At 74.1% G+C, this 18,916-nt stretch carries 16 protein-coding genes and 1 pseudogene; 6 read left to right on the plus strand and 11 right to left on the minus strand.

What is annotated here, in order from left to right:
• The 10 genes from meaB to ACGF8A_RS12175 all read right to left on the minus strand — a co-directional run bounded on the left by meaB (position 1) and on the right by ACGF8A_RS12175 (position 12,357).
• Complete coding sequence (gene meaB / locus ACGF8A_RS12130; RefSeq protein WP_393106946.1) at positions 1-1,005, minus strand: methylmalonyl Co-A mutase-associated GTPase MeaB; 1,005 nt, start codon at positions 1,003-1,005, stop codon at positions 1-3.
• Positions 1,002-3,176 carry a methylmalonyl-CoA mutase gene (gene scpA / locus ACGF8A_RS12135; RefSeq protein WP_393106948.1) on the minus strand — a complete coding sequence of 725 codons (2,175 nt, stop codon included), beginning with the start codon at positions 3,174-3,176 and terminating at the stop codon, positions 1,002-1,004. Before scpA ends, meaB begins: the two co-directional genes overlap by 4 nt.
• A complete protein-coding gene (locus ACGF8A_RS12140; RefSeq protein ID WP_393106951.1) occupies positions 3,176-4,978 on the minus strand; it encodes a methylmalonyl-CoA mutase family protein in 1,803 nt (600 codons plus the stop codon). The genes scpA and ACGF8A_RS12140 overlap by 1 nt, the downstream gene beginning before the upstream one ends.
• A 662-nt stretch (positions 4,979-5,640) precedes the next feature.
• Positions 5,641-6,366, minus strand: a complete 726-nt coding sequence (locus tag ACGF8A_RS12145; RefSeq protein ID WP_393106953.1) for a GntR family transcriptional regulator — start codon at positions 6,364-6,366, stop codon at positions 5,641-5,643.
• Between the two features lie 56 nt (positions 6,367-6,422).
• Entirely contained in the window at positions 6,423-7,424 is a 1,002-nt protein-coding gene (locus ACGF8A_RS12150) for a proline racemase family protein (RefSeq protein ID WP_393106955.1), read from the minus strand.
• A 13-nt stretch (positions 7,425-7,437) separates the two neighbouring features.
• Complete coding sequence (locus ACGF8A_RS12155; protein ID WP_393106957.1) at positions 7,438-8,334, minus strand: dihydrodipicolinate synthase family protein; 897 nt, start codon at positions 8,332-8,334, stop codon at positions 7,438-7,440.
• Entirely contained in the window at positions 8,324-9,766 is a 1,443-nt protein-coding gene (locus ACGF8A_RS12160) for an FAD-dependent oxidoreductase (RefSeq protein ID WP_393106959.1), read from the minus strand. Before ACGF8A_RS12160 ends, ACGF8A_RS12155 begins: the two co-directional genes overlap by 11 nt.
• On the minus strand, positions 9,759-10,058 hold the full coding sequence (locus tag ACGF8A_RS12165) for a (2Fe-2S)-binding protein (RefSeq protein ID WP_393106962.1): 300 nt from the start codon (positions 10,056-10,058) through the stop codon (positions 9,759-9,761). The genes ACGF8A_RS12160 and ACGF8A_RS12165 overlap by 8 nt, the downstream gene beginning before the upstream one ends.
• A 44-nt stretch (positions 10,059-10,102) precedes the next feature.
• Positions 10,103-11,254 carry an NAD(P)/FAD-dependent oxidoreductase gene (locus ACGF8A_RS12170; RefSeq protein WP_393106964.1) on the minus strand — a complete coding sequence of 384 codons (1,152 nt, stop codon included), beginning with the start codon at positions 11,252-11,254 and terminating at the stop codon, positions 10,103-10,105.
• Between the two features lie 95 nt (positions 11,255-11,349).
• Positions 11,350-12,357 (minus strand): undecaprenyl-diphosphate phosphatase, encoded by a 1,008-nt coding sequence (locus tag ACGF8A_RS12175; RefSeq protein ID WP_393106966.1) that lies wholly within the window; start codon positions 12,355-12,357, stop codon positions 11,350-11,352.
• 149 nt (positions 12,358-12,506) lie between these two features.
• Here ACGF8A_RS12175 and ACGF8A_RS12180 point away from each other — a divergent pair, with 149 nt between their 5' ends.
• From ACGF8A_RS12180 to ACGF8A_RS12190, 3 genes are all read left to right on the plus strand, one after another.
• Positions 12,507-13,757, plus strand: a complete 1,251-nt coding sequence (locus ACGF8A_RS12180) for a PP2C family protein-serine/threonine phosphatase (protein ID WP_393106968.1) — start codon at positions 12,507-12,509, stop codon at positions 13,755-13,757.
• 131 nt (positions 13,758-13,888) lie between these two features.
• On the plus strand, positions 13,889-14,599 hold the full coding sequence (locus ACGF8A_RS12185; protein ID WP_393106970.1) for a response regulator transcription factor: 711 nt from the start codon (positions 13,889-13,891) through the stop codon (positions 14,597-14,599).
• Positions 14,600-14,602: 3 nt separating this feature from the next.
• Positions 14,603-15,715, plus strand: coding sequence for a sensor histidine kinase (locus tag ACGF8A_RS12190; protein ID WP_393106972.1), 1,113 nt, complete (start codon positions 14,603-14,605; stop codon positions 15,713-15,715).
• A gap of 89 nt (positions 15,716-15,804) precedes the next feature.
• On the opposite strand, the pseudogene ACGF8A_RS12195 reads toward ACGF8A_RS12190, so the two are convergent.
• Positions 15,805-16,064, minus strand: a pseudogene (locus tag ACGF8A_RS12195) (ATP-binding protein); the annotation flags it as partial.
• Positions 16,065-16,407: 343 nt separating this feature from the next.
• Between ACGF8A_RS12195 and ACGF8A_RS12200 the strand changes: the two are divergent.
• The 3 genes from ACGF8A_RS12200 to ACGF8A_RS12210 are packed head-to-tail and all read left to right on the plus strand — an operon-like array spanning position 16,408 to position 18,916.
• The gene (locus ACGF8A_RS12200; RefSeq protein WP_393106974.1) at positions 16,408-17,568 is read left to right on the plus strand and encodes an ABC transporter ATP-binding protein; all 1,161 of its coding nucleotides are present in this window, start codon (positions 16,408-16,410) and stop codon (positions 17,566-17,568) included.
• The gene (locus ACGF8A_RS12205) at positions 17,565-18,251 is read left to right on the plus strand and encodes an ABC transporter permease (protein ID WP_393106976.1); all 687 of its coding nucleotides are present in this window, start codon (positions 17,565-17,567) and stop codon (positions 18,249-18,251) included. Before ACGF8A_RS12200 ends, ACGF8A_RS12205 begins: the two co-directional genes overlap by 4 nt.
• Positions 18,248-18,916 (plus strand): ABC transporter permease, encoded by a 669-nt coding sequence (locus ACGF8A_RS12210; protein ID WP_393106978.1) that lies wholly within the window; start codon positions 18,248-18,250, stop codon positions 18,914-18,916. Before ACGF8A_RS12205 ends, ACGF8A_RS12210 begins: the two co-directional genes overlap by 4 nt.

Below are 18,916 nucleotides of genomic sequence, written 5' to 3' on the forward strand. Positions count from 1 at the left end.
TCACCCCGGCGGTGGGACCGGGTTCGCCTCGCCGCCCTCGAACGCCCGCAGGATGCGCTCCGCCGCCAGCGTCGCCGTCAGCTCGCCCCCGCGGACCTGACGCTCCAGGTCCGGGGCGAGGGCGCGTACGGCCGGGTGGGTGTGCAGCCGGCCCAGCAGGTCGTCGCGGACCATCGTCCACGTCCAGTCGACCTGCTGCTCACGCCGCTTCGCGGCGAGCCGGCCGGTGGACCCGAGCAGGGAGCGGTGCGCTTCGAGGCGCTCCCAGACGGTGTCCAGGCCCGTCGACTCGCGGGCGCTGCAGTGCAGCACCGGCGGCGTCCAGTAGGCGTCCTTGCCGTGCATCAGGCGCAGCGCGCCGGACAGCTCACGTGCGGCCGCCCGGGCGTCGCGCTCGTGCGGGCCGTCCGCCTTGTTGACGGCGAGCACGTCGGCGAGCTCCAGAACGCCCTTCTTGATGCCCTGCAGCTGGTCGCCGGTGCGGGCCAGGGTGAGCAGCAGGAACGAGTCGACCATGTTGGCGACGGCGGTCTCCGACTGGCCCACGCCGACCGTCTCGACCAGGACCACGTCGTAGCCCGCCGCCTCCATCACCACGATCGACTCGCGGGTCGCCTTGGCGACCCCGCCGAGTGTGCCGGCCGTGGGGGACGGCCGTACGAAGGCGGCCGGGTCCACCGCCAGCCGCTCCATCCGCGTCTTGTCGCCCAGGATCGAGCCGCCCGTGCGGCTCGACGACGGGTCGACGGCGAGCACGGCGACCCGGTGGCCGAGGCCGGTCAGCATGGTCCCGAACGCGTCGATGAACGTCGACTTGCCGACCCCCGGCACCCCGCTGACGCCGATCCGCCGTGCCTTGCCGCTGTACGGCAGCAGTTCGGTGAGCAGCCGCTGGGCCAGTTCCCGGTGCTGCCGCCGGGTGGACTCGACGAGCGTGATCGCGCGCGCCACGACGGCCCGCTTGCCGTCGAGCACGCCCTTCACATACGCGTCGAGATCGATCACAGCTCGTGTCCGAGGCCGGCGGCCAGCCGCTGCACCAGGTCGTGGGCCGCGTCCGGGATCACCGTCCCGGGCGGGAACACGGCCGCCGCGCCCATGTCCAGCAGCGTCGGCACGTCCTGCGGGGGGATCACCCCGCCGACCACGATCATGATGTCCTCGCGGCCCTCCTCGGCCAGCTGCTCGCGCAGCGCCGGTACGAGGGTGAGGTGACCGGCGGCCAGCGAGGACACCCCGACGATGTGCACGTCCGCCTCGACGGCCTGGCGGGCGACCTCGGCCGGGGTCTGGAACAGCGGGCCGACGTCCACGTCGAAGCCGAGGTCGGCGAAGGCGGTCGCGATCACCTTCTGGCCGCGGTCGTGGCCGTCCTGGCCCATCTTGGCGACCAGGATGCGCGGGCGGCGCCCCTCGGCCTCCTCGAAGGCGTCCACCAGGGCGCGGGTGCGGTCGACCGACGGGGACTCGCCGGCTTCGTTGCGGTACACGCCGGAGATGGTACGGATCTGGCTCGCGTGCCGCCCGTAGACCTTCTCCAGGGCGTCCGAGATCTCCCCGACGGTCGCCTTCGCCCGGGCCGCGTGCACGGCCAGTTCCAGCAGGTTGCCGTCGCCGCCGGCGGCCCGGGTCAGCGCGTCCAGGGCGTCCCGGCAGGCGGTCTCGTCCCGCTCCTCGCGCAGCCGCCGCAGCTTGTCGATCTGCTGGGTGCGCACCGAGGAGTTGTCGACCTTGAGTACCTCGATCTGCTCGTCGGAGTCGACCAGGTACTTGTTCACGCCGATCACCGGCTGCCGCCCGGAGTCGATCCGGGCCTGGGTGCGGGCCGCGGCCTCCTCCACGCGCAGCTTGGGGATGCCCGCGTCGATGGCCTGCGCCATGCCGCCCGCCTGCTCGACCTCCTGGATGTGCTGCCAGGCGCGGCGGGCGAGGTCGTACGTCAGCTTCTCGACGTACGCGCTGCCGCCCCACGGGTCGATCACCCGCGTGGTGCCGGACTCCTGCTGGATGAGCAGCTGGGTGTTGCGGGCGATCCGCGCGGAGAAGTCCGTGGGCAGCGCGAGCGCCTCGTCGAGCGCGTTGGTGTGCAGCGACTGGGTGTGGCCCTGGGTCGCGGCCATCGCCTCGACGCAGGTACGCGTGACGTTGTTGAACACGTCCTGGGCGGTCAGCGACCAGCCGGAGGTCTGCGAATGGGTGCGCAGGGACAGGGACTTGGTGTTCTGCGGGTCGAACTGCCTGACCAGCCTGGCCCACAGCAGGCGGGCCGCGCGCATCTTGGCGATCTCCATGAAGAAGTTCATGCCGATCGCCCAGAAGAAGGAGAGCCGGGGCGCGAAGGCGTCCACGTCCAGGCCCGCCTCCCGGCCCGCCCGGATGTACTCCACGCCGTCCGCGAGGGTGTACGCCAGCTCCAGGTCGGCCGTCGCGCCCGCCTCCTGGATGTGGTATCCGGAGATGGAGATGGAGTTGTAGCGGGGCATCCGCTGCGAGGTGAAGGCGAAGATGTCGGAGATGATCCGCATCGACGGCTTCGGCGGATAGATGTAGGTGTTGCGGACCATGAACTCCTTGAGGATGTCGTTCTGGATGGTCCCGGCCAGCTTCCCGGGTGGTACGCCCTGCTCCTCCGCGGCGACGATGTACAGCGCCAGCACCGGCAGCACCGCGCCGTTCATCGTCATCGACACGGTCATCCTGTCCAGCGGGATGCCGTCGAAGAGCTGGCGCATGTCGTAGATCGAGTCGATCGCCACGCCCGCCATGCCGACGTCACCGGTCACGCGCGGATGGTCGCTGTCGTAGCCGCGGTGGGTGGGCAGGTCGAAGGCGACGGACAGGCCCTTCTGGCCGGCCGCCAGGTTGCGCCGGTAGAACGCGTTGGACTCCTCGGCGGTGGAGAAGCCCGCGTACTGGCGGATGGTCCAGGGCTGGTTGACGTACATCGTCGGGTACGGGCCGCGCAGATACGGCGCGATGCCCGGGTAGGTGTCCAGGAAGTCCAGGCCCTCCAGGTCCTGCCCGGTGTAGAGCGGCTTGACCGCGATGCCCTCCGGGGTCTCCCAGAGCAGGTCGTCACCGGCGGCCGCCCTCTTCACCGTCGTACGCCACTCGTCGGCGTTGCCGCCGGCGGCCGGGGTGCCCAGCTCGATGCCGGAGAAGTCGGGGACGGACATCAGGACACTCCCATCCGGTCGAGGGTCGCGGAGAGCACGGCGATCGCGTCGCAGCCCGCGAAGACGTAACTGCCGACGCCCGGGTACTGCCCGGGCCTGCCCGCGAGGAACACGTGCGTGGCGCCCGCCTCGGTCAGCTCGGCGGCGCGGGCGTCGGCCTGCTCCGCGTACACCTCGTCGCTGGAGCACAGGCAGGCCTCGCTCGCCCCGCTCTCCTCGAAGGTGCCCCCGGTGACGGGCTCGATGCCGCCTGCCTGGAAGAGGTTCGCGGCGAAGGTGGCGCGGGCGGTGTGCGCGGCGGCCGGGCCGAGGGTGGCCAGGAAGATTTTGGGGCGGGAGCCGGTCGCGGCGAGATGGGCGTCGGAACGGGCGCGCAGCGCCTCGTAGGCGTCGTCGCGGCGCACGCGGGGCAGGCCGCCGGAGGGCGGCTCGGGGGCCGGCTCGCGGACGACGGGCTTCTCGGCCAGGTGCGGGAACTCGCTGACCCCGGTGACGGGTTCGCGGCGTTTGGCGAGCTTCGCGCCGCGGGCGGCCCAGGTCTCGGCCAGCCGCTCGCGGAGCGTGCCGGAGCGCAGGGCGGCGGCCTGGCCGCCCGCGCGCTCGATGCTGCGGAAGAACTCCCACCCGGCCTGGGCGAGTTCGTCGGTCAGCCGTTCGACGTACCAGGAGCCGCCCGCCGGGTCGATCACCCGCGACAGGTGGGACTCCTCGATCAGGATCGTGGAGGTGTTGCGGGCGATACGGCGGGCGAACGCGTCCGGCAGCCCGAGGGCGTGGTCGAAGGGCAGCACGGTCACGGAGTCGGCGCCGCCGACCCCGGCCGCCAGCGTGGCCACCGTGGTGCGCAGCATGTTCACCCACGGGTCGCGGCGCGTCATCATCACCGGCGAGGTCACGACGTGCTGCGTCTGGGCACCCGGCCCGCCGCACACCTCGGCGACCCGCGCCCACAGCCTGCGCGCCGCGCGCAGCTTGGCGATCGTCAGGAACTGGTCGGCGGTGGCCGCGTACCGGAACTCCAGCTGCCCGCACGCCTGCTCGATGCCCAGGCCCGCCTCGGTCAGCGCGCGCAGATACGCCACCCCGGTCGCCAGCGAGCACCCCAGCTCCTGCGCGGCCGAGCCGCCGGCCTCGTGGTACGGCAGCGCGTCCACGGTCAGCGCCCGCAGCCCCGGGTACTCCTCGGCGCAGCGCCGCGCCAGCCCCGCCACGACGGGGAAGCCGTACGTCCGCCCCGTACGGGCCTCGTGGCCCAGCGGGTCGGCGCCCAGGTTGCCGCGCGCCGCCTCGGGCGCGACGCCCCGTTCCTTGTACAGCCGCAGCAACTCCCGCGCCGCGTCCTCGACATCGCGTCCGGCGTCGAGGACGACGGGGGCCAGGTCGAGGTAGACGCCGTCGAGTACGCGGCCGAGTCCGGGCACCGGCAGGCCGCCCTCGCCGGCGACCAGCCAGAGCGAGGTGACGCCGTTCTCCAGGTCGGCGAGCACCGCGCCGCCGTCGACGGTCGTGTGCCGCTGCCGCACGTCCCAGCCGCCGAGGGTGTTCCCCTCGGCCCGGGCGCCGCGCACATAGGGCGCGTAGCCGGGGAAGCCGGGCTCGGGCGCGGCGTCGTGGGCGGTGTACAGGGGCCGGACGCGGAGTCCGTCCTCCAGCGTGGTGGCCAGGGCGTCCTCGGCGGCCGCGCCCTCGACGTCCTTGCCCGACTTGCGCAGTACGCCCGCCACAAGGCGCTGCCACTGCTCACGGGTCGCGTCGGAGAACTCGGCGGCCAGGGAAAGCCCGTCGTCGGGCAGGACCGTCATGCTCGGATGTTAGGTCAGGGGGACAAAGGAGCAGCAGAGGGCACGGCTGTGACCTTGCCCTCTCCGGGTGAGCCTTGAAGCGGCGACGGATTCCGTACTACACCGCGGTGTGACTCCTGTCACGCGGCCCCACCGACCTGGGCGGAGGCTTCCGGGACGGCGGTTCGGGTGTGGTGGCGGTGCTTCGGCCGAGGGCGGCGGTTCGGCCGAGGGCGGCGGGTCCGCCGCCCGGGTCCCGTCCCGGCCCCGGCGGTCCGCCGCCCGGGCCTGCGGCCGGCCCCGACCGGGGTGCCCGCTGCCCGCCGACGCGCTGCCGCCGGGTCCGGGCGCACCGTTCCCCCCGGGGTGGCCGGGCGGGCGGCGGCCGGGTCCCGCGCCTTCCCGCGGCGCCGCATTCGCCGGGCCTGGGGCCGCCGGACGCCGCTCGGAGATGTGGCTGCCGCCTGTGGGCCGCCCGGGTGGCCCTGTGCTTCCCGCCGGGCTGCCGTGCGAGGCTGCGGCCGGCGTCTGCTCGGGCGCCACGTCTTCGGCCCCCGGCGTCCCGAGGCGTCCGGTCGCCCGTTCGGCCGGTGGCCCGGATGTCCGGGGGCTTGAGCCACCGCACGGCCGCCGTCGGGAAGTCAGGACGTGCGCCCGTCGGCCGGTGGCGCCGGGGTCGTCGGTCAGCGGGCGGTCGCCGCGTCCGTCGGCGTTGGCCGGGGGGCGCCGTCCGGGGTGGGGTGCGGGGCCGCCCACAGGCCGCGGACGTGGCTCAGGTGGCGGGTCATGACGGTGTGGACGGACTGCTCGTCGCGGGCGAGGAGAGCGTCGAGGAGTTCCAGGTGCTCCTCGGCCGAGGCCTGGAGGCGTCCCTGGCGGGCGAGCGCGGTCAGCCCGTACAGGCGGGAGCGGCGGCGCAGGTCGCGGACCACGTCGACGAGGTGCTCGTTGCCCGCGAGGGCCAGCAGGCCCAGGTGGAAGCGCAGATCGGCCCCCACGTAGGCGATGAGGTCGCCGGCCGCCGCGGCGGTGACGATCTCCTCGGCCACGGGACGCAGCTCCGCCAGCGCCACCGGGTCCGCGGTGCGGGCCAGCCCGGCCGTGGTCGGGATCTCGATCAGCGCGCGGACGTGTGTGTACTCGTCGAGCTGCTGCTCCGAGACGGCCGTGACCCGGAAGCCCTTGTTGGGCACCGTGTCGACCAGGCCCTCCTTGGCCAGGTCCAGCAGCGCCTCGCGTACCGGCGTCGCGGAGACCCCGAAGCGCGCGGCGAGCGTGGGCGCCGAGTAGACCTCCCCGCTGCGCAGTTCGCCGGTGATCAGCGCGGCACGGAGCGCGTCGGCGACCCGCTCGCGGTAGCTGCTCCTCCTGCCGCCGAGCGCGGGGAGGCTGGGGGGCGGCGCCGTCATGGGGTGGCTCCTCGGATGTCGTGCGGGCGTCCTGACATGTCTGCTCACAGCCTCCCTCACAGCACGAATCCGGCCGGGAACGGGTCCTCGGGATCCAGCAGGTACTGGGCCGTGCCCGTGATCCACGCCCGCCCCGTGAAACTCGGCAGCACCGCCGGGATCCCGGCCACCTCCGCCGTGCCGAGCAGGCGGCCCGTGAAGTGGGTGCCGATGAAGGACTCGTTGACGAACTCGGTGTGCAGCGGCAGTTCACCGCGGGCGTGCAGTTGTGCCATGCGCGCGCTGGTGCCCGTACCGCAGGGGGAGCGGTCGAACCACCCGGGGTGGATCGCCATCGCGTGGCGCGAGTGGCGGGCGGAGGCGTCCGGGGCGAGCAGGTGCACATGGTGCAGGCCGTGGATCGAGGGGTCCTCGGGGTGGACCGGCTCCTTCTCGGCGTTGACGGCCGCCATGAGCGCCAGGCCCGCCTTGAGGATGTCGTCCTTGCGGGAACGGTCGAACGGCAGGCCGAACTCCGCGAGCGGCAGGATGGCGTAGAAGTTGCCGCCGTAGGCGAGGTCGTAGGTCACCGTGCGCCCGTCGGCCAGGGTGGCCTTGCGGCCGAGGGCGGCGGAGAACGACGGCACGTTGCGCAGGGTGACGTTCCTGGCCGCGCCGCCCTCGACCGCGACCTCGGCGACGACGAGACCGGCGGGGGTGTCCAGGCGGATCGTGGTGACCGGTTCGGTGACCTCGACCATGCCGGTCTCCACCAGCACGGTCGCCACCCCGATCGTGCCGTGCCCGCACATCGGCAGATAGCCGGAGACCTCGATGAAGACGACGCCCCAGTCGCAGTCGGGACGGGTGGGCGGCTGGAGGATCGCACCGCTCATCGCCGCGTGGCCACGCGGCTCGTTCATCAGCAACCGCTTGACGTCGTCGCGGTGTTCACGGAAGTGCAACCGCCGCTCGTTCATGGTCGCGCCGGGGACGGTGCCGATGCCGCCGGTGATCACACGGGTGGGCATGCCCTCGGTGTGCGAGTCGACGGCGTGCAGGACGAGTGTGCTGCGCATGGCCGGCCTCCCGTTATCCGAGCCCCGCGGCGAGGGCCTTCTCCGTCGCCGCCCGCACCGCCGCCCGCTGCTGGGGCGGCAGCGGCTCCCGAGGGGGCCGGCACGGGCCGCCGTACCGTCCGGCGATGTCCATGGACAACTTGATGGCCTGCACGAACTCGACGCGCGAGTCCCAGCGCAGCAGCGGATGCAGCTGCCGGTAGAGCGGCAGCGCGGTGTCCAGGTCGCCGGCCACCGCGGCCCGGTACAGCTGGACCGAGGCCTTCGGCAGCGCGTTCGGATACCCGGCCACCCAGCCCTTGGCGCCCGCGAGCGCCAGCTCCAGCGCGACGTCGTCGGCGCCGATCAGCAGATCGAGCTCCGGGGCGAGTTCGGCGATGCGGTAGGCGCGCCGGACGTCGCCGGAGAACTCCTTGACGGCTTGGACGTACCCCTCGCCGTGCAGTTTGGCGAGCAACTCCGGCACGAGGTCGACCTTGGTGTCGACCGGGTTGTTGTACGCCACCACGGGCAGGCCCGCCCGGGCGACCTCGGCGTAGTGCGCGAGGACGGCCCGCTCGCCGGCGCGGTAGGCGTTGGGCGGCAGCAGCATCACCGCGCCGCAGCCCGCGTCGCGCGCCTGCTCGGCCCAGCGCCGGGCCTCCGCCGCGCCGTAGGCGGCGACCCCGGGCATCACCCGCTCCCCACCGACCGCGGCGACGGCGGTCTCGACGACCCGGGCACGCTCCTCGGGCGTGAGGACCTGGTACTCGCCGAGCGAGCCGTTCGGTACGACGCCGTCACAGCCGTTCGCCACGAGCCAGGCGCAGTGCCCGGCGAACGCGTCGTGGTCGACGGCCAGCTCGGCGGTGAGCGGGAGCGCGGTGGCGACGAGTACGCCATGCCAGGGGCGTTGCCGGTCAGTCGTCATGAGCATCCTTCCCGTCCTGGTTGTCGGGGGCCGGTCCGGTCCGGGCGTCCCGGGCCTGTCCGGCCAGCACCCCGAGGGGTACCGGCCGGGCGAACGGCGTACGGGCCGGGGTCGGCGGGCAGCCGGTGAGGGCGGCGACCGCGGGCCCGCACATCCGGCCCTGGCACCAGCCCATCCCGGCGCGGGTGAGCAGCTTCACGGTCCGCACGTCCCCGGCGCCGAGCTCGCCGGCCGCCGCCCGGACGGCGGACGCCGGGACCTCCTCGCACCGGCAGACCACGGTGTCGTCGGTCACCAGCCCGGTCCAGTGGGCGGCGGGCGCGTACGACGAGTCGAGCGCGGCGGCGAACCGGCGCAGGGCGGCGCGGCGCCGCGCCGCGGCCCGCCATGTCCCGGCGTCGGGCTGCCGGCCGGTCAGCCGCGCGGCGGCCGAGCACCCGGCGATGTGCCCCTCCGCGCAGGCGAGTTCGGCGCCGCCGACGCCGGTGGCCTCGCCGGCCGCCCACACGCCCGGCACGTCGGAGCGCTGCTCGTCGTCCACGCGTACGGCGACCCCGTCGAGGCGGCAGCCCAGGGTCGCGGCCAGGTCGGTGTGCGGCAGCATGCCGTGGCCGGCGGCGAGCGCGTCGCAGGCGATACGGCGCCGGGTGCCGCCGCGGACCCGGCCCCCGGCGTCGAGGGCGGCGACCGTCACGGCGTCCAGCCGGCGCTCACCGTGCGCCTCCACCACCGTGTGGCGGGCCAGTACGGGGATCCGGCGGCGCAGGAGCCGGGCCGCGTACCCGGCGCCCTCGGCGAGCTTCGCGGGCCGCGCGGCCAGCGCGCGGGCGTTGCGCAGGAGGGCGGTCGGGCCGGTGGACTCGACCAGTGCGGCGACATGCGCGCCCGCCGCGGCCAGCCCGGTCGCCACGGGCAGGAGCAGCGGCCCGGTGCCGGCGACCACGACGGTGCGTCCGGGCAGCACGAGCCCGCCCTTGAGCATGGCCTGTGCGCCGCCCGCCGTGACCACGCCGGGCAGGGTCCAGCCGGGGAAGGGCAGCACCTTCTCGTAGCCGCCGGTGGCGAGGACGACCGCGTCGGCGTCCACCGACACCCCCTCCTCCTGGAGCGGCCCGAGCAGCGCGTGCACGGTGAAACCGCCGGAGTGCCGCTCGACGCACCAGACGTGATGCTCCGGCAGGTGGGTGACGGCGCCCGTGGCGAGCTGCCGGTCGAGCCCCTCGCGCAGCCGCCGCCAGGTGCGCCGGCGGTGGTGCAGCGCCTGCGGGCGGCGCGCGCCCAGCCCGGCCGCGGGCTGCCGGTAGAACTGGCCGCCCGGGTCCGGGGCGGAGTCGACGAGGGTGACCCGGACGCCCGCGGCGGCCGCCGCCGTCGCCGCCGCCAGGCCCGCCGGGCCCGCGCCGAGCACCGCGAGACGGGGAGAGTCAGTCATCGTGGCCCGTCCCCTCCTGTGTGCGGATCGTGTCGCCCGGCCGCGCCGGGACCAGGCAGGCGCGCTGATTGGGGCGGCCGTTGACGGTCACCAGGCAGTCGAAACAGACGCCGATCCCGCAGAACACCCCGCGCGGCCGGCCCGCATGCCGGGTGCCGCGCCAGGAGGTGATCCCGGCGGCCCAGAGCGCGGCGGCGACCGTCTGCCCGGGGAGCGCGGCGATCTCACGGCCGTCGAAGGTGACGGCGAGGACGGGACCGGGCCGGGCGCCGGTCAACTTCATCGGATCCATACGGCGTTCCTCCCGCGCAAGTGGTGAGGCCTCCTGACGGAGGCTCACGCCGACTCCCCCTCGAACCGGTCCGGACGGAAGGGCGTCAGGTCCAGCTCCGGGGCCTGTCCGGTGAGCACCTGGGCGAGCAGATGCCCGGTACCGGTCGCCAGGCCGATGCCCGCCCCCTCGTGCCCGCACGCGTGCAGCAGGCCCGGCACCCGCGGGTCGGGGCCGATGGCCGGCAGATGGTCCGGAAGGTAGGGGCGGAAGCCGGCGTACGTCCGTATGGCCCGCACCCGCTTCAGGAACGGGAACAGCCGGACCGCCCCCGCCGCCAGTGCCCGTACCACTGGCAGCGAGAACGACCGGTCGAAGCCGACCCGTTCACGGCTGGCGCCGATCAGCACCGGGCCGGCCGCCGTGCCCTCGACGACCGGCGAGGTCTGCAGCGCCGCCGAGTCGCTGGCCACGTCGGCCACGTAGTCGGCGGCGTACACCTTGTGCCGTACCAGCGGCGGCAGCGGCTCGGTTACCAGCACGAACCCGCGCCGGGGAAGGACCGGCAGACGGACCCCGGCCAGCGCGGCGACCTCGCCGCCCCAGGTCCCGGCGGCGTTGACCACGGCCGGCGCGTGGATGTCGCCCCGGTCGGTGCGGACGCCGCGCACCGCGCCGTCGGGGGAGCGCAGCACGCCGGTCACGGTCCGGCCGGTCTCGAGCCTCGCGCCGCAGGCCCGTACGAGATGCGCGGCCGCCAGGGCGGGCATCACCTGGGCGTCCTGCGGGTAGTGCATGCCGCCCGGGAGTCCGGGCGCCAGGTGCGGTTCCAGTTCCTTGAGCTGCTGCTCGCCGACGGGCACGGCCTGGACGCCGGCGGCCCGCTGAGCGGTCGCGAACTCCTCCAGCGCGAGACGGCCCCCGGGTGAGGAGGCGACGACCACGCCGCCTTTGGGCTCGTACTCGACGGCCGTGCCGAACTCCTGCGCGAGCTGCGCCCACAAGCGGGCGGACAGCAGGGCGAGGCGGAGCTCGGGGCCGGGTTCCTTGTCGCTGACGAGGACGTTGCCCTCGCCGGCGCCGGTGGTGCCGCCGGACACCGGGCCCCGGTCGACGAGCGTGACGTCCAGCCCGGCCCGGGCGGCGTACAAGGCGCAGGCCGCGCCCGCCATGCCGGCCCCCACTACCACGACATCGCAGGTCAGCGACTTGGTCACGTCAGTAATATGTCACATACCGCGGTGCCTCGGAATCCCCCTGGCCCGGATTTCCCCAAGGGCTCAGGAGGCGCCGGACCGGGGTCCTGGAGGGGTCACCCGGCCGACTCGGCGGCGTGCGGGCTGATCACGCCGAAGGTGACCAGGGCGATGATCACCACGCCCAGGGCGATGCGGTAGTGCACGAACGGCATGAAGCTCCTGGTCTCGATGAACCTCATGAACCAGGCGATCACCGCGTATCCGACGCCGAAGGCGATGAGGGTGGCCAGCGCCGTCGGCCCCCAGCTGACGTGGCCGCCCTTGGTGGCGTCCTGCAACTCGAACAGCCCTGAGGCGAGAACCGCCGGGATGGCGAGCAGGAAGCAGTAGCGGGCGGCGGCCGCGCGGGTGTAGCCCATGAACAGGCCGCCGCTGGTGGTGGCGCCGGACCGGGAGACGCCCGGGATGAGGGCCATCGCCTGGCACAGGCCGTAGATCAGGCCGTCCCTGACGGTGAGGTCGTGCAAGGTCTTGCCGGAGGGCCGGGTGGGGTGGGGGGCGCCGAGGGCCGGGGAGCCGGGGGAGTCGTGGGGACCGGGGGAGCCGGAGGATCCGGGAGCGCTGGACACGGTGGCCAGGGCGCCGCTCTCCCGCCCGGCGCCCGTCCGGTCCGTGACCGCCCGCTCGGCGCTCTCCCGCTCGGCGCGGGCGGCGAGGCGGTCGGCGACGCCCAGCACGACGCCCATGACGATGAGCATGGCGGCGGTCAGCCGGAGATCGCGGAAGGGCCCCTCGATCTGGTCCTTGAACGTGACGCCGAGGACGCCGATCGGAAGCGAGCCGATGATCAGCATCCAGCCCAGCCGGGCGTCCTGGTCCGCGCGCCTCGTGCGGTCCGTGAGGGAGCGGCACCAGGCCGTGACGATGCGGGCGATGTCCGACCGGAAGTAGATCAGCACCGCTGTCTCGGTGCCGATCTGCGTGATCGCCGTGAAGGCCGCGCCCGGGTCCTGCCACCCCGAGAAGGCGGCCACGAGGCGCAGATGGGCGCTCGAGGAGATGGGCAGGAACTCGGTCAGTCCCTGGACCAGGCCGAGAATCATGGATTCGAACCAGCTCATGGAAGCGCAAGCGTAGCCAAGGCGAGCGGATCCACGGTGGTGGCCGAGGGGGCGCCCCGGTGGTTCCGGCCGTTCCGAGTGGTCGGCGCGAGCCCCGGGCGGCCGATACGTGGCTCATGTCCCTTTGCTATCCATTTAAGGTGTTTTGTGTGGCGCGATGGCTCCAGTCCTTCCGAAGGCCCCCGACGGTCGGCACCGTCGGCCGTACGAACACGCCCGCACCGGGAACCGGCGTGCCGTCGCGGCTGACGGCGCTGCGGTCGACCGTCGCCGGGATCGGGACGACCCTCGACGAGGAGACCACCTGCGTCGAGCTCACCAGGGTGGCCGCCGAGCAGACCAGGTGCACCGCGGCGATCGTGCGACCCGAGGCGGAGGACGGCGAGGCGGAGTTCGTGGCGGTGAGCGGCGACCGCACGCTGCTGCCCGACCTCCGGTGGGCCGCCGCGGCGGCGGCAGCGTGCCGCGCCGGCCGGGGCGGGCACGCCAGGCGCGGCTCCGCGCTCTGCGTGCCGCTCGTCACCGGGGACGAGCGGTACGGCGTCCTGGTGTGCGTCCGGGGCGACGGAGCCTTCGCCCCGGCCGACGTGGCCGTGCTGGCGCTGCTCGCCGAGCGGGCCGCCTCGCACATCCGGCACGCCCGGGAGCACGACCGGATGAGCCGCATCGTCGGAGACCTCCAGCGCGCGCTCCTCGCCGAGCCCGGCCGGCCGCACCCGAACCTGGACGTCGCCATCCGGTATCTGCCGGTCGGGCAGCGCGCCCTGGTCGGCGGCGACTGGTGCGAGACCGTCCGGCTGCACTTCGGACGCACCCTGCTCGTGGTCGGCGACGTGATGGGCCACGGCCTGGAGGCGGCCGTCGACATGACCGCCTACCGCTCCGCCCTGCGCTACATCGCCTCCGCCGACCTTCCGCCGCACCGTGTGCTGCGCCAGCTCGACGACATCGCCTCCAACGAGCCGGAGCGCCGGCCCGCCACCTGCCTGATCGCCCGCGTCGACCCCGTGCGCGGCCAGATCACGCTGGCCAGCGCCGGTCATCTGCCGCCCGCCGTGATCGACGGCAACGGCGACACCTCCCTGCTGCCGGTGCCGGTCGGCCCGCCGCTCGGCACCGGGCTCGGCGGCTACGAGCCGGCGACGTTCCGGATCGGCGGCGACGAGACGCTTCTGCTCTTCACCGACGGGCTCGTCGAGCACCGCGGCGAGGACATCGACCAGTCCCTGAACCGGCTGGCCCGGTTGCGCTTCACCGCCTCGGAAGGGGTGGAGTCCGTCCTCGACACGGTCCTGGCCAAGCTCGACGCCCGTCACGCCGAGGACGACGTGGCCGTCCTGGCGTCCAGGCTGCGGCACCGGCCACAGCCGGAGGAGGAGGGCGTCGCCTTCGCCACCTGAGCCGCTCCCGGTGGGCGCGGTCGTTTCGTCCGGCACGAAGAAGCACTCCGCACGGAACACCGTTCCTTACGAATCAGGGACGACGGGTGCCGCCGGTCCCGTACCCGCGGGCGGGATGCGAGGCTGGCGGCATGGAACAGCAGTCGTACGGGGCCCGGGTCCTGGTCGTCGACGACGACCCGACCGTCGCCGAGGTGGTTTCCGGATATCTCGACCGGGCCGGATACGTCGTGGACCGGGCCGGTGACGGCCCGGACGCACTGGCGCGGGCCACCGCGCACTGGCCGGACCTGGTCGTGCTGGACCTGATGCTGCCCGGCATGGACGGGCTGGAGGTGTGCCGGCGGATGCGGGTGCGCGGGCCGGTGCCGGTGATCATGCTGACCGCGCGGGGGGACGAGGACGACCGGATCCTAGGTCTCGAGGTGGGCGCCGACGACTACGTCACCAAGCCCTTCAGCCCCCGCGAACTGGTCCTGCGGGTGGAGTCCGTACTGCGCAGGACCAGGCCCGCCGCGCAGCAGCCCGCGGACTCCCTGGGCGCCGCCGGGCTCACGGTGGACCCCGCGGCGCGGCGGGCCGCGAGGAACGGCGACGAACTCGCGCTGACCATCAGGGAGTTCGACCTGCTGGCGTTCTTCCTGCGGCATCCGGGGCGGGCGTTCAGCCGGGAGGAGCTGATGCGTGAGGTGTGGGGGTGGGACTTCGGTGACCTGTCGACGGTGACCGTCCATGTGCGGCGGCTGCGCGGCAAGGTGGAGGACGACCCGGCCCGGCCGCGGTTCATCCAGACGGTGTGGGGCGTCGGGTACCGCTTCGACGCGGGCGACGGGGAGGTGTGAGCCGTGCGGGACACCTTGCTGATCGCCCTGTTCGCGTTCCTGGGCGCCGCCGCGGCCGGACTGCTCGGCGCCGGGGTACTGATGCTGATCCGGCGGCGCTCCCTCACCGAGCACATCACCGTCGTCGCCGCCGTCGCCGTCGGCGCGATGTTCGCGGGCACGCTCGCGGTCGCGCAGGCGATGTTCCTGTCCGCCCACGACCTGACCGTCGTCACCACCGTGGTGGCCATGGCCGCCGTGGTCTCCCTGGCCACCGCGCTGCTGCTGGGCCGCTGGGTCGCCGCGCGCAGCCGGGCCCTCACCCTCGCCGCCCGCTCCTTCGGGGACGGCGGCGCCTTCACCAGCCCCGACGGTCCCGTCACCGCCGAACTGGCCGCCCTCAGCCGCGAGCTGGAGGCGACCAGCCGCAAGCTCGCCGAGTCGCGGGACCGGGAGCGCGCCCTGGAGAGCTCCCGGCGCGAACTGGTCGCCTGGATCTCGCACGACCTGCGCACCCCGCTCGCCGGGCTGCGCGCGATGTCCGAGGCGCTGGAGGACGGCGTCGCCGCCGACCCCGAGCGCTATCTGCGCCAGATCCGCGCCGAGGCCGAGCGCCTCAACGACATGGTCGGCGACCTCTTCGAGCTCTCCCGCATCCACGCGGGCACCCTGGCCCTGAGCCCCAGCCGGATCTCGGTGTACGACCTGGTCGGCGACGCCCTCGCAGGCGCGGACCCGCTCGCCCGTGAGCACGGCGTCCGCCTCGTCGGTGACCGGGTCGAGTCCGTGCCGGTCGAGGTGGACGGCAAGGAGATGAGCCGGGTGCTGGGGAACCTGCTCGTCAACGCGATCCGGCGGACGCCGTCCGACGGCACGGTGGCGGTGGCCGCCGAACGGTCGCCGGACGGCGTGGTCCTGTCCGTGACGGACGGCTGCGGCGGGATCGCGGAGGAGGACCTGCCGCGCGTCTTCGACACCGGCTGGCGTGGCAGCGACGCCCGTACGCCACCGGCCGGCGCCGGGCTCGGACTGGCCATCGTGCGCGGCATCGTGGAGGCCCATCAGGGACGGGCCGCCGTGCGCAACGTCTCGGGCGGCTGCCGCTTCGAGGTGACGCTGCCGACGGCGGACGTCTGAGCGTGACACGGACGGCGCGTGATTCCGGCTGTGGCGCTGCGCCGCCGGCGCGACGCGAAATCCGTGTGCGCCCCGGGCGGTGGGTCCGTCGGCAGGCGGGCCGCGAACACCGCCGCTCCCGGTTCGGTGCCGGCCCGAGGGTGCCGCCGTGGGCCCGTACCAGGGAGCGGGCGACGGACAGGCCGGGACCGCTGCCGCCCCGGTCGCGGCTGCGGGCCCCGTCGGCCCGGCGGAAGCGGTCGCAGACGCGTTCGCGGTCGGCGGCCGGTGTCCCCGGGCCAGCGTCGCAGCCCCGCACCACCGTCGCCCGGCCGTGACCGAGCGTCACGCACACCTCGGTCCCGGGCGGGTGTGCACGTCAGCGGATGGGCGATCGGCGCCCCGACCCTGACCGAGGCGGACACCGCGCCCACGCCGGCGTTCGCGACGGGCCCCCAGGGCGTCCTGCGGGCGGCGGCCCGGGAGAGCTGCGAGAGGTACGCCGTGGACGGCGGGCGCCGGGTGCGCGGCGGACGGCGGCGCTGCCGGGTCGCGGCGCAGGCCTCCGCCGACGGCGCCCGGCCGGGTACGGACGGAAACCGAACGAGGGTCGCCAAAATCTCGCAACACAACGGGTCTAGACTCTCCCGGCGACGGCCCGCCACCAGGCGAGAGCGGGCGGCGACTGCCACACCCGAAGGGCGTTCGGCGTTTTGATACGGATAGATTCAGTCACCAAGCGGTATTCCGACGGCACGGTGGCGGTCGACCGGCTGTCACTGGAGATACCCGACCGTTCGATCACCGTCCTCGTCGGACCCTCCGGGTGCGGCAAGACGACCACGCTGCGGATGATCAACCGGATGGTCGAGCCCAGCGAGGGGCGGATCCTGCTCGACGGCACCGACATCATGCAGCAGCCGGTCAACACGCTGCGCCGCTCCATGGGTTACGTCATCCAGAACGCCGGCCTCTTCCAGCACCGCACCATCGTCGACAACATCGCCACCGTGCCCCGCATGCTCGGCTGGGGCAAGGACAGGGCCCGCGCCCGCGCCCGGGAGCTGATGGAGCGGGTCGGCCTCGACGCCGCGCTCGCCAGGCGCTACCCCTACCAGCTCTCCGGGGGACAGCAGCAGCGCGTCGGCGTGGCCCGGGCGCTCGCCGCCGACCCGCCGGTGCTGCTGATGGACGAGCCGTTCTCCGCGGTCGACCCCGTCGTCCGCAAGGGCCTTCAGGACGAACTCCTGCGCATACAGGCCGAGCTGGGCAAGACCATCGTCTTCGTCACGCACGACATCGACGAGGCCGTCAAGCTCGGCACCATGGTCGCCGTGATGCGCACCGGCGGCCGGCTCGCCCAGTTCGCCCCGCCCGCCGAGCTGCTGTCCAGCCCCGCCGACGAGTTCGTCGAGGACTTCCTCGGCGCCGACCGCGGCATCCGGCGGCTGTCCTTCTTCCCGTCCGCGGGCCTGGAGCTGCTCACGACCCCGATCGTCGCCGTCGACGCCACCGCCGAGCAGATCGCCGCCCGCGGCTCGGGCGACGTCCCCTACCTCCTCGTGACCGACCTGGACGGCCGGCCGCTCGGCTGGAGCGCGCCGCGCGACCTCACCGCCGGGCGGATCGAGCGGGAGGGACTGCTGCCGTACGGGCGGCCCTTCGTCGCCGAACGGGACTCGCTGCGGGCCGCGCTCGACTGCGCCGTCCTGTCGCCCACCGGCTGGGCCGTCGCCGTGGGCGGCGAGGGCCGGGTGGCCGGGGTCGTCTCCCAGCAGACCATCGCCGAGGCGATCCGTGGCGCGCACGCGGGTGCCCCCGCCACCGACACCGCCACCGACACCGCGGCCGGCCCCGCGAAGGCCGCTCGATGAACGGCCTCTTCGACCTGCCCAGCGACCTGCAGCACAGCTACTGGGGACTGATCGCGCTGCACCTGCGCGAGGCGCTGCTCCCGGTGCTCGCCGGACTGCTCGTGGCGCTGCCCGTCGCGCAGCTGTGCGTGCGGCTGCGCTGGCTGTACCCGCCCGTGCTGTGGGTGACGACCGTGCTGTACGCGATCCCCTCGCTCGCCTTCTTCGTCGTCCTCATCGACTACACCGGGCTGAGCGAGACGACGGTGATGATCCCGCTCGCCGTCTACAGCCTGGTGGTGTTCGTCCCGGCGATCGTGGACGGCGTCCGCTCGGTGCCGCGCGAGACGCTCGACGCCGCCACCGCCATGGGCTTCGGGCCCGTACGCCGCTACGTCCAGGTGCAGTTGCCGATCGCGGCGCCCGCGATCATCGCCGGGCTGCGGGTGGCGTCGGTCTCCAGCATCTCCCTGGTCAGCGTCGGCATGCTCATCGGCAACCAGGGAGCCCTCGGCAACCTGCTCAACAGCGGCATGATCTACAACCAGCCGCGCCTGATCTGGCTGTCCGTGATCGGCACGGCCGTCCTCGCCGTCCTCGTCGACGCCGTACTGATCGGCCTGCGCATCCTGGTGACCCCGTGGATGCCGCGCGACACCCGCAAGGCCCCGCGCCCGAACGCCCTGAAGGACGCCGCCCGGTGAACGTACTGAACTTCGTCGACGCCTTCTTCAGCGACAGCGCCCACTGGCAGGGGTACGACGGCATCCCCACCCGCCTGCTGGAACACGTCCAGTACACGCTGATGGCGCTCGGCATCGCCGCCGCGGTCGGACTCCCCGTGGGACTGCTGACCGGGCACACCGGGCGCGGCGGCAACACGCTCGCCCTGATCGCCACCGCCGGCCGCGCGCTGCCCAGTTTCGGCCTGATGGTGCTGATGTTCGTGCTGCTCGGGCTCGGGCTGGCACCGGTGATGATCCCGCTCGTCGTGCTGGCGATCCCGCCGATCCTCGTCACCACCTACGAGGCGATGCGCTCGGTCGACCCCGCTCCCGTGGACGCCGCGCGGGGCATGGGCATGGGGGAGGCCGGGGTGCTGTTCCGGGTCGAGATCCCCGTCGCGCTGCCGCTGATCCTCAGCGGTCTGCGCTCGGCGGCCATCCAGATCGTCTCGACGGCCACCATCGCCGCGTACGTGAGCTTCGGAGGCCTCGGCCGCTACATCGTCGACGGCCTCTACCAGCGCGACTACGAGAAGGTCGTGGGCGGCGCCACCCTGGTCGCCGTGCTGGCGCTGGCCACCCTCGGCCTGTTCTGGGCGGTCGCGCGCCTCACGGTCTCCCGCGGGGTCCGCCGGGGCGCCTGA

It is taken from the genome of Streptomyces sp. NPDC047706, from assembly GCF_043204795.1.
Taxonomy (GTDB): domain Bacteria; phylum Actinomycetota; class Actinomycetes; order Streptomycetales; family Streptomycetaceae; genus Streptomyces.

What these genes read in the sequence shown, in the direction of transcription:
- ACGF8A_RS12145 (WP_393106953.1), bottom strand. Translation starts at nt 6,366, where the DNA reads ATGACGGCGCCGCCCCCCAGCCTCCCCGCGCTCGGCGGCAGGAGGAGC.
- ACGF8A_RS12185 (WP_393106970.1), top strand. Translation starts at nt 13,889, where the DNA reads ATGGAACAGCAGTCGTACGGGGCCCGGGTCCTGGTCGTCGACGACGAC.
- scpA (WP_393106948.1), bottom strand. Translation starts at nt 3,176, where the DNA reads ATGTCCGTCCCCGACTTCTCCGGCATCGAGCTGGGCACCCCGGCCGCC.
- ACGF8A_RS12150 (WP_393106955.1), bottom strand. Translation starts at nt 7,424, where the DNA reads ATGCGCAGCACACTCGTCCTGCACGCCGTCGACTCGCACACCGAGGGC.
- ACGF8A_RS12155 (WP_393106957.1), bottom strand. Translation starts at nt 8,334, where the DNA reads ATGACGACTGACCGGCAACGCCCCTGGCATGGCGTACTCGTCGCCACC.
- ACGF8A_RS12205 (WP_393106976.1), top strand. Translation starts at nt 17,565, where the DNA reads ATGAACGGCCTCTTCGACCTGCCCAGCGACCTGCAGCACAGCTACTGG.
- ACGF8A_RS12165 (WP_393106962.1), bottom strand. Translation starts at nt 10,058, where the DNA reads ATGGATCCGATGAAGTTGACCGGCGCCCGGCCCGGTCCCGTCCTCGCC.
- ACGF8A_RS12140 (WP_393106951.1), bottom strand. Translation starts at nt 4,978, where the DNA reads ATGACGGTCCTGCCCGACGACGGGCTTTCCCTGGCCGCCGAGTTCTCC.
- ACGF8A_RS12160 (WP_393106959.1), bottom strand. Translation starts at nt 9,766, where the DNA reads ATGACTGACTCTCCCCGTCTCGCGGTGCTCGGCGCGGGCCCGGCGGGC.
- ACGF8A_RS12175 (WP_393106966.1), bottom strand. Translation starts at nt 12,357, where the DNA reads ATGAGCTGGTTCGAATCCATGATTCTCGGCCTGGTCCAGGGACTGACC.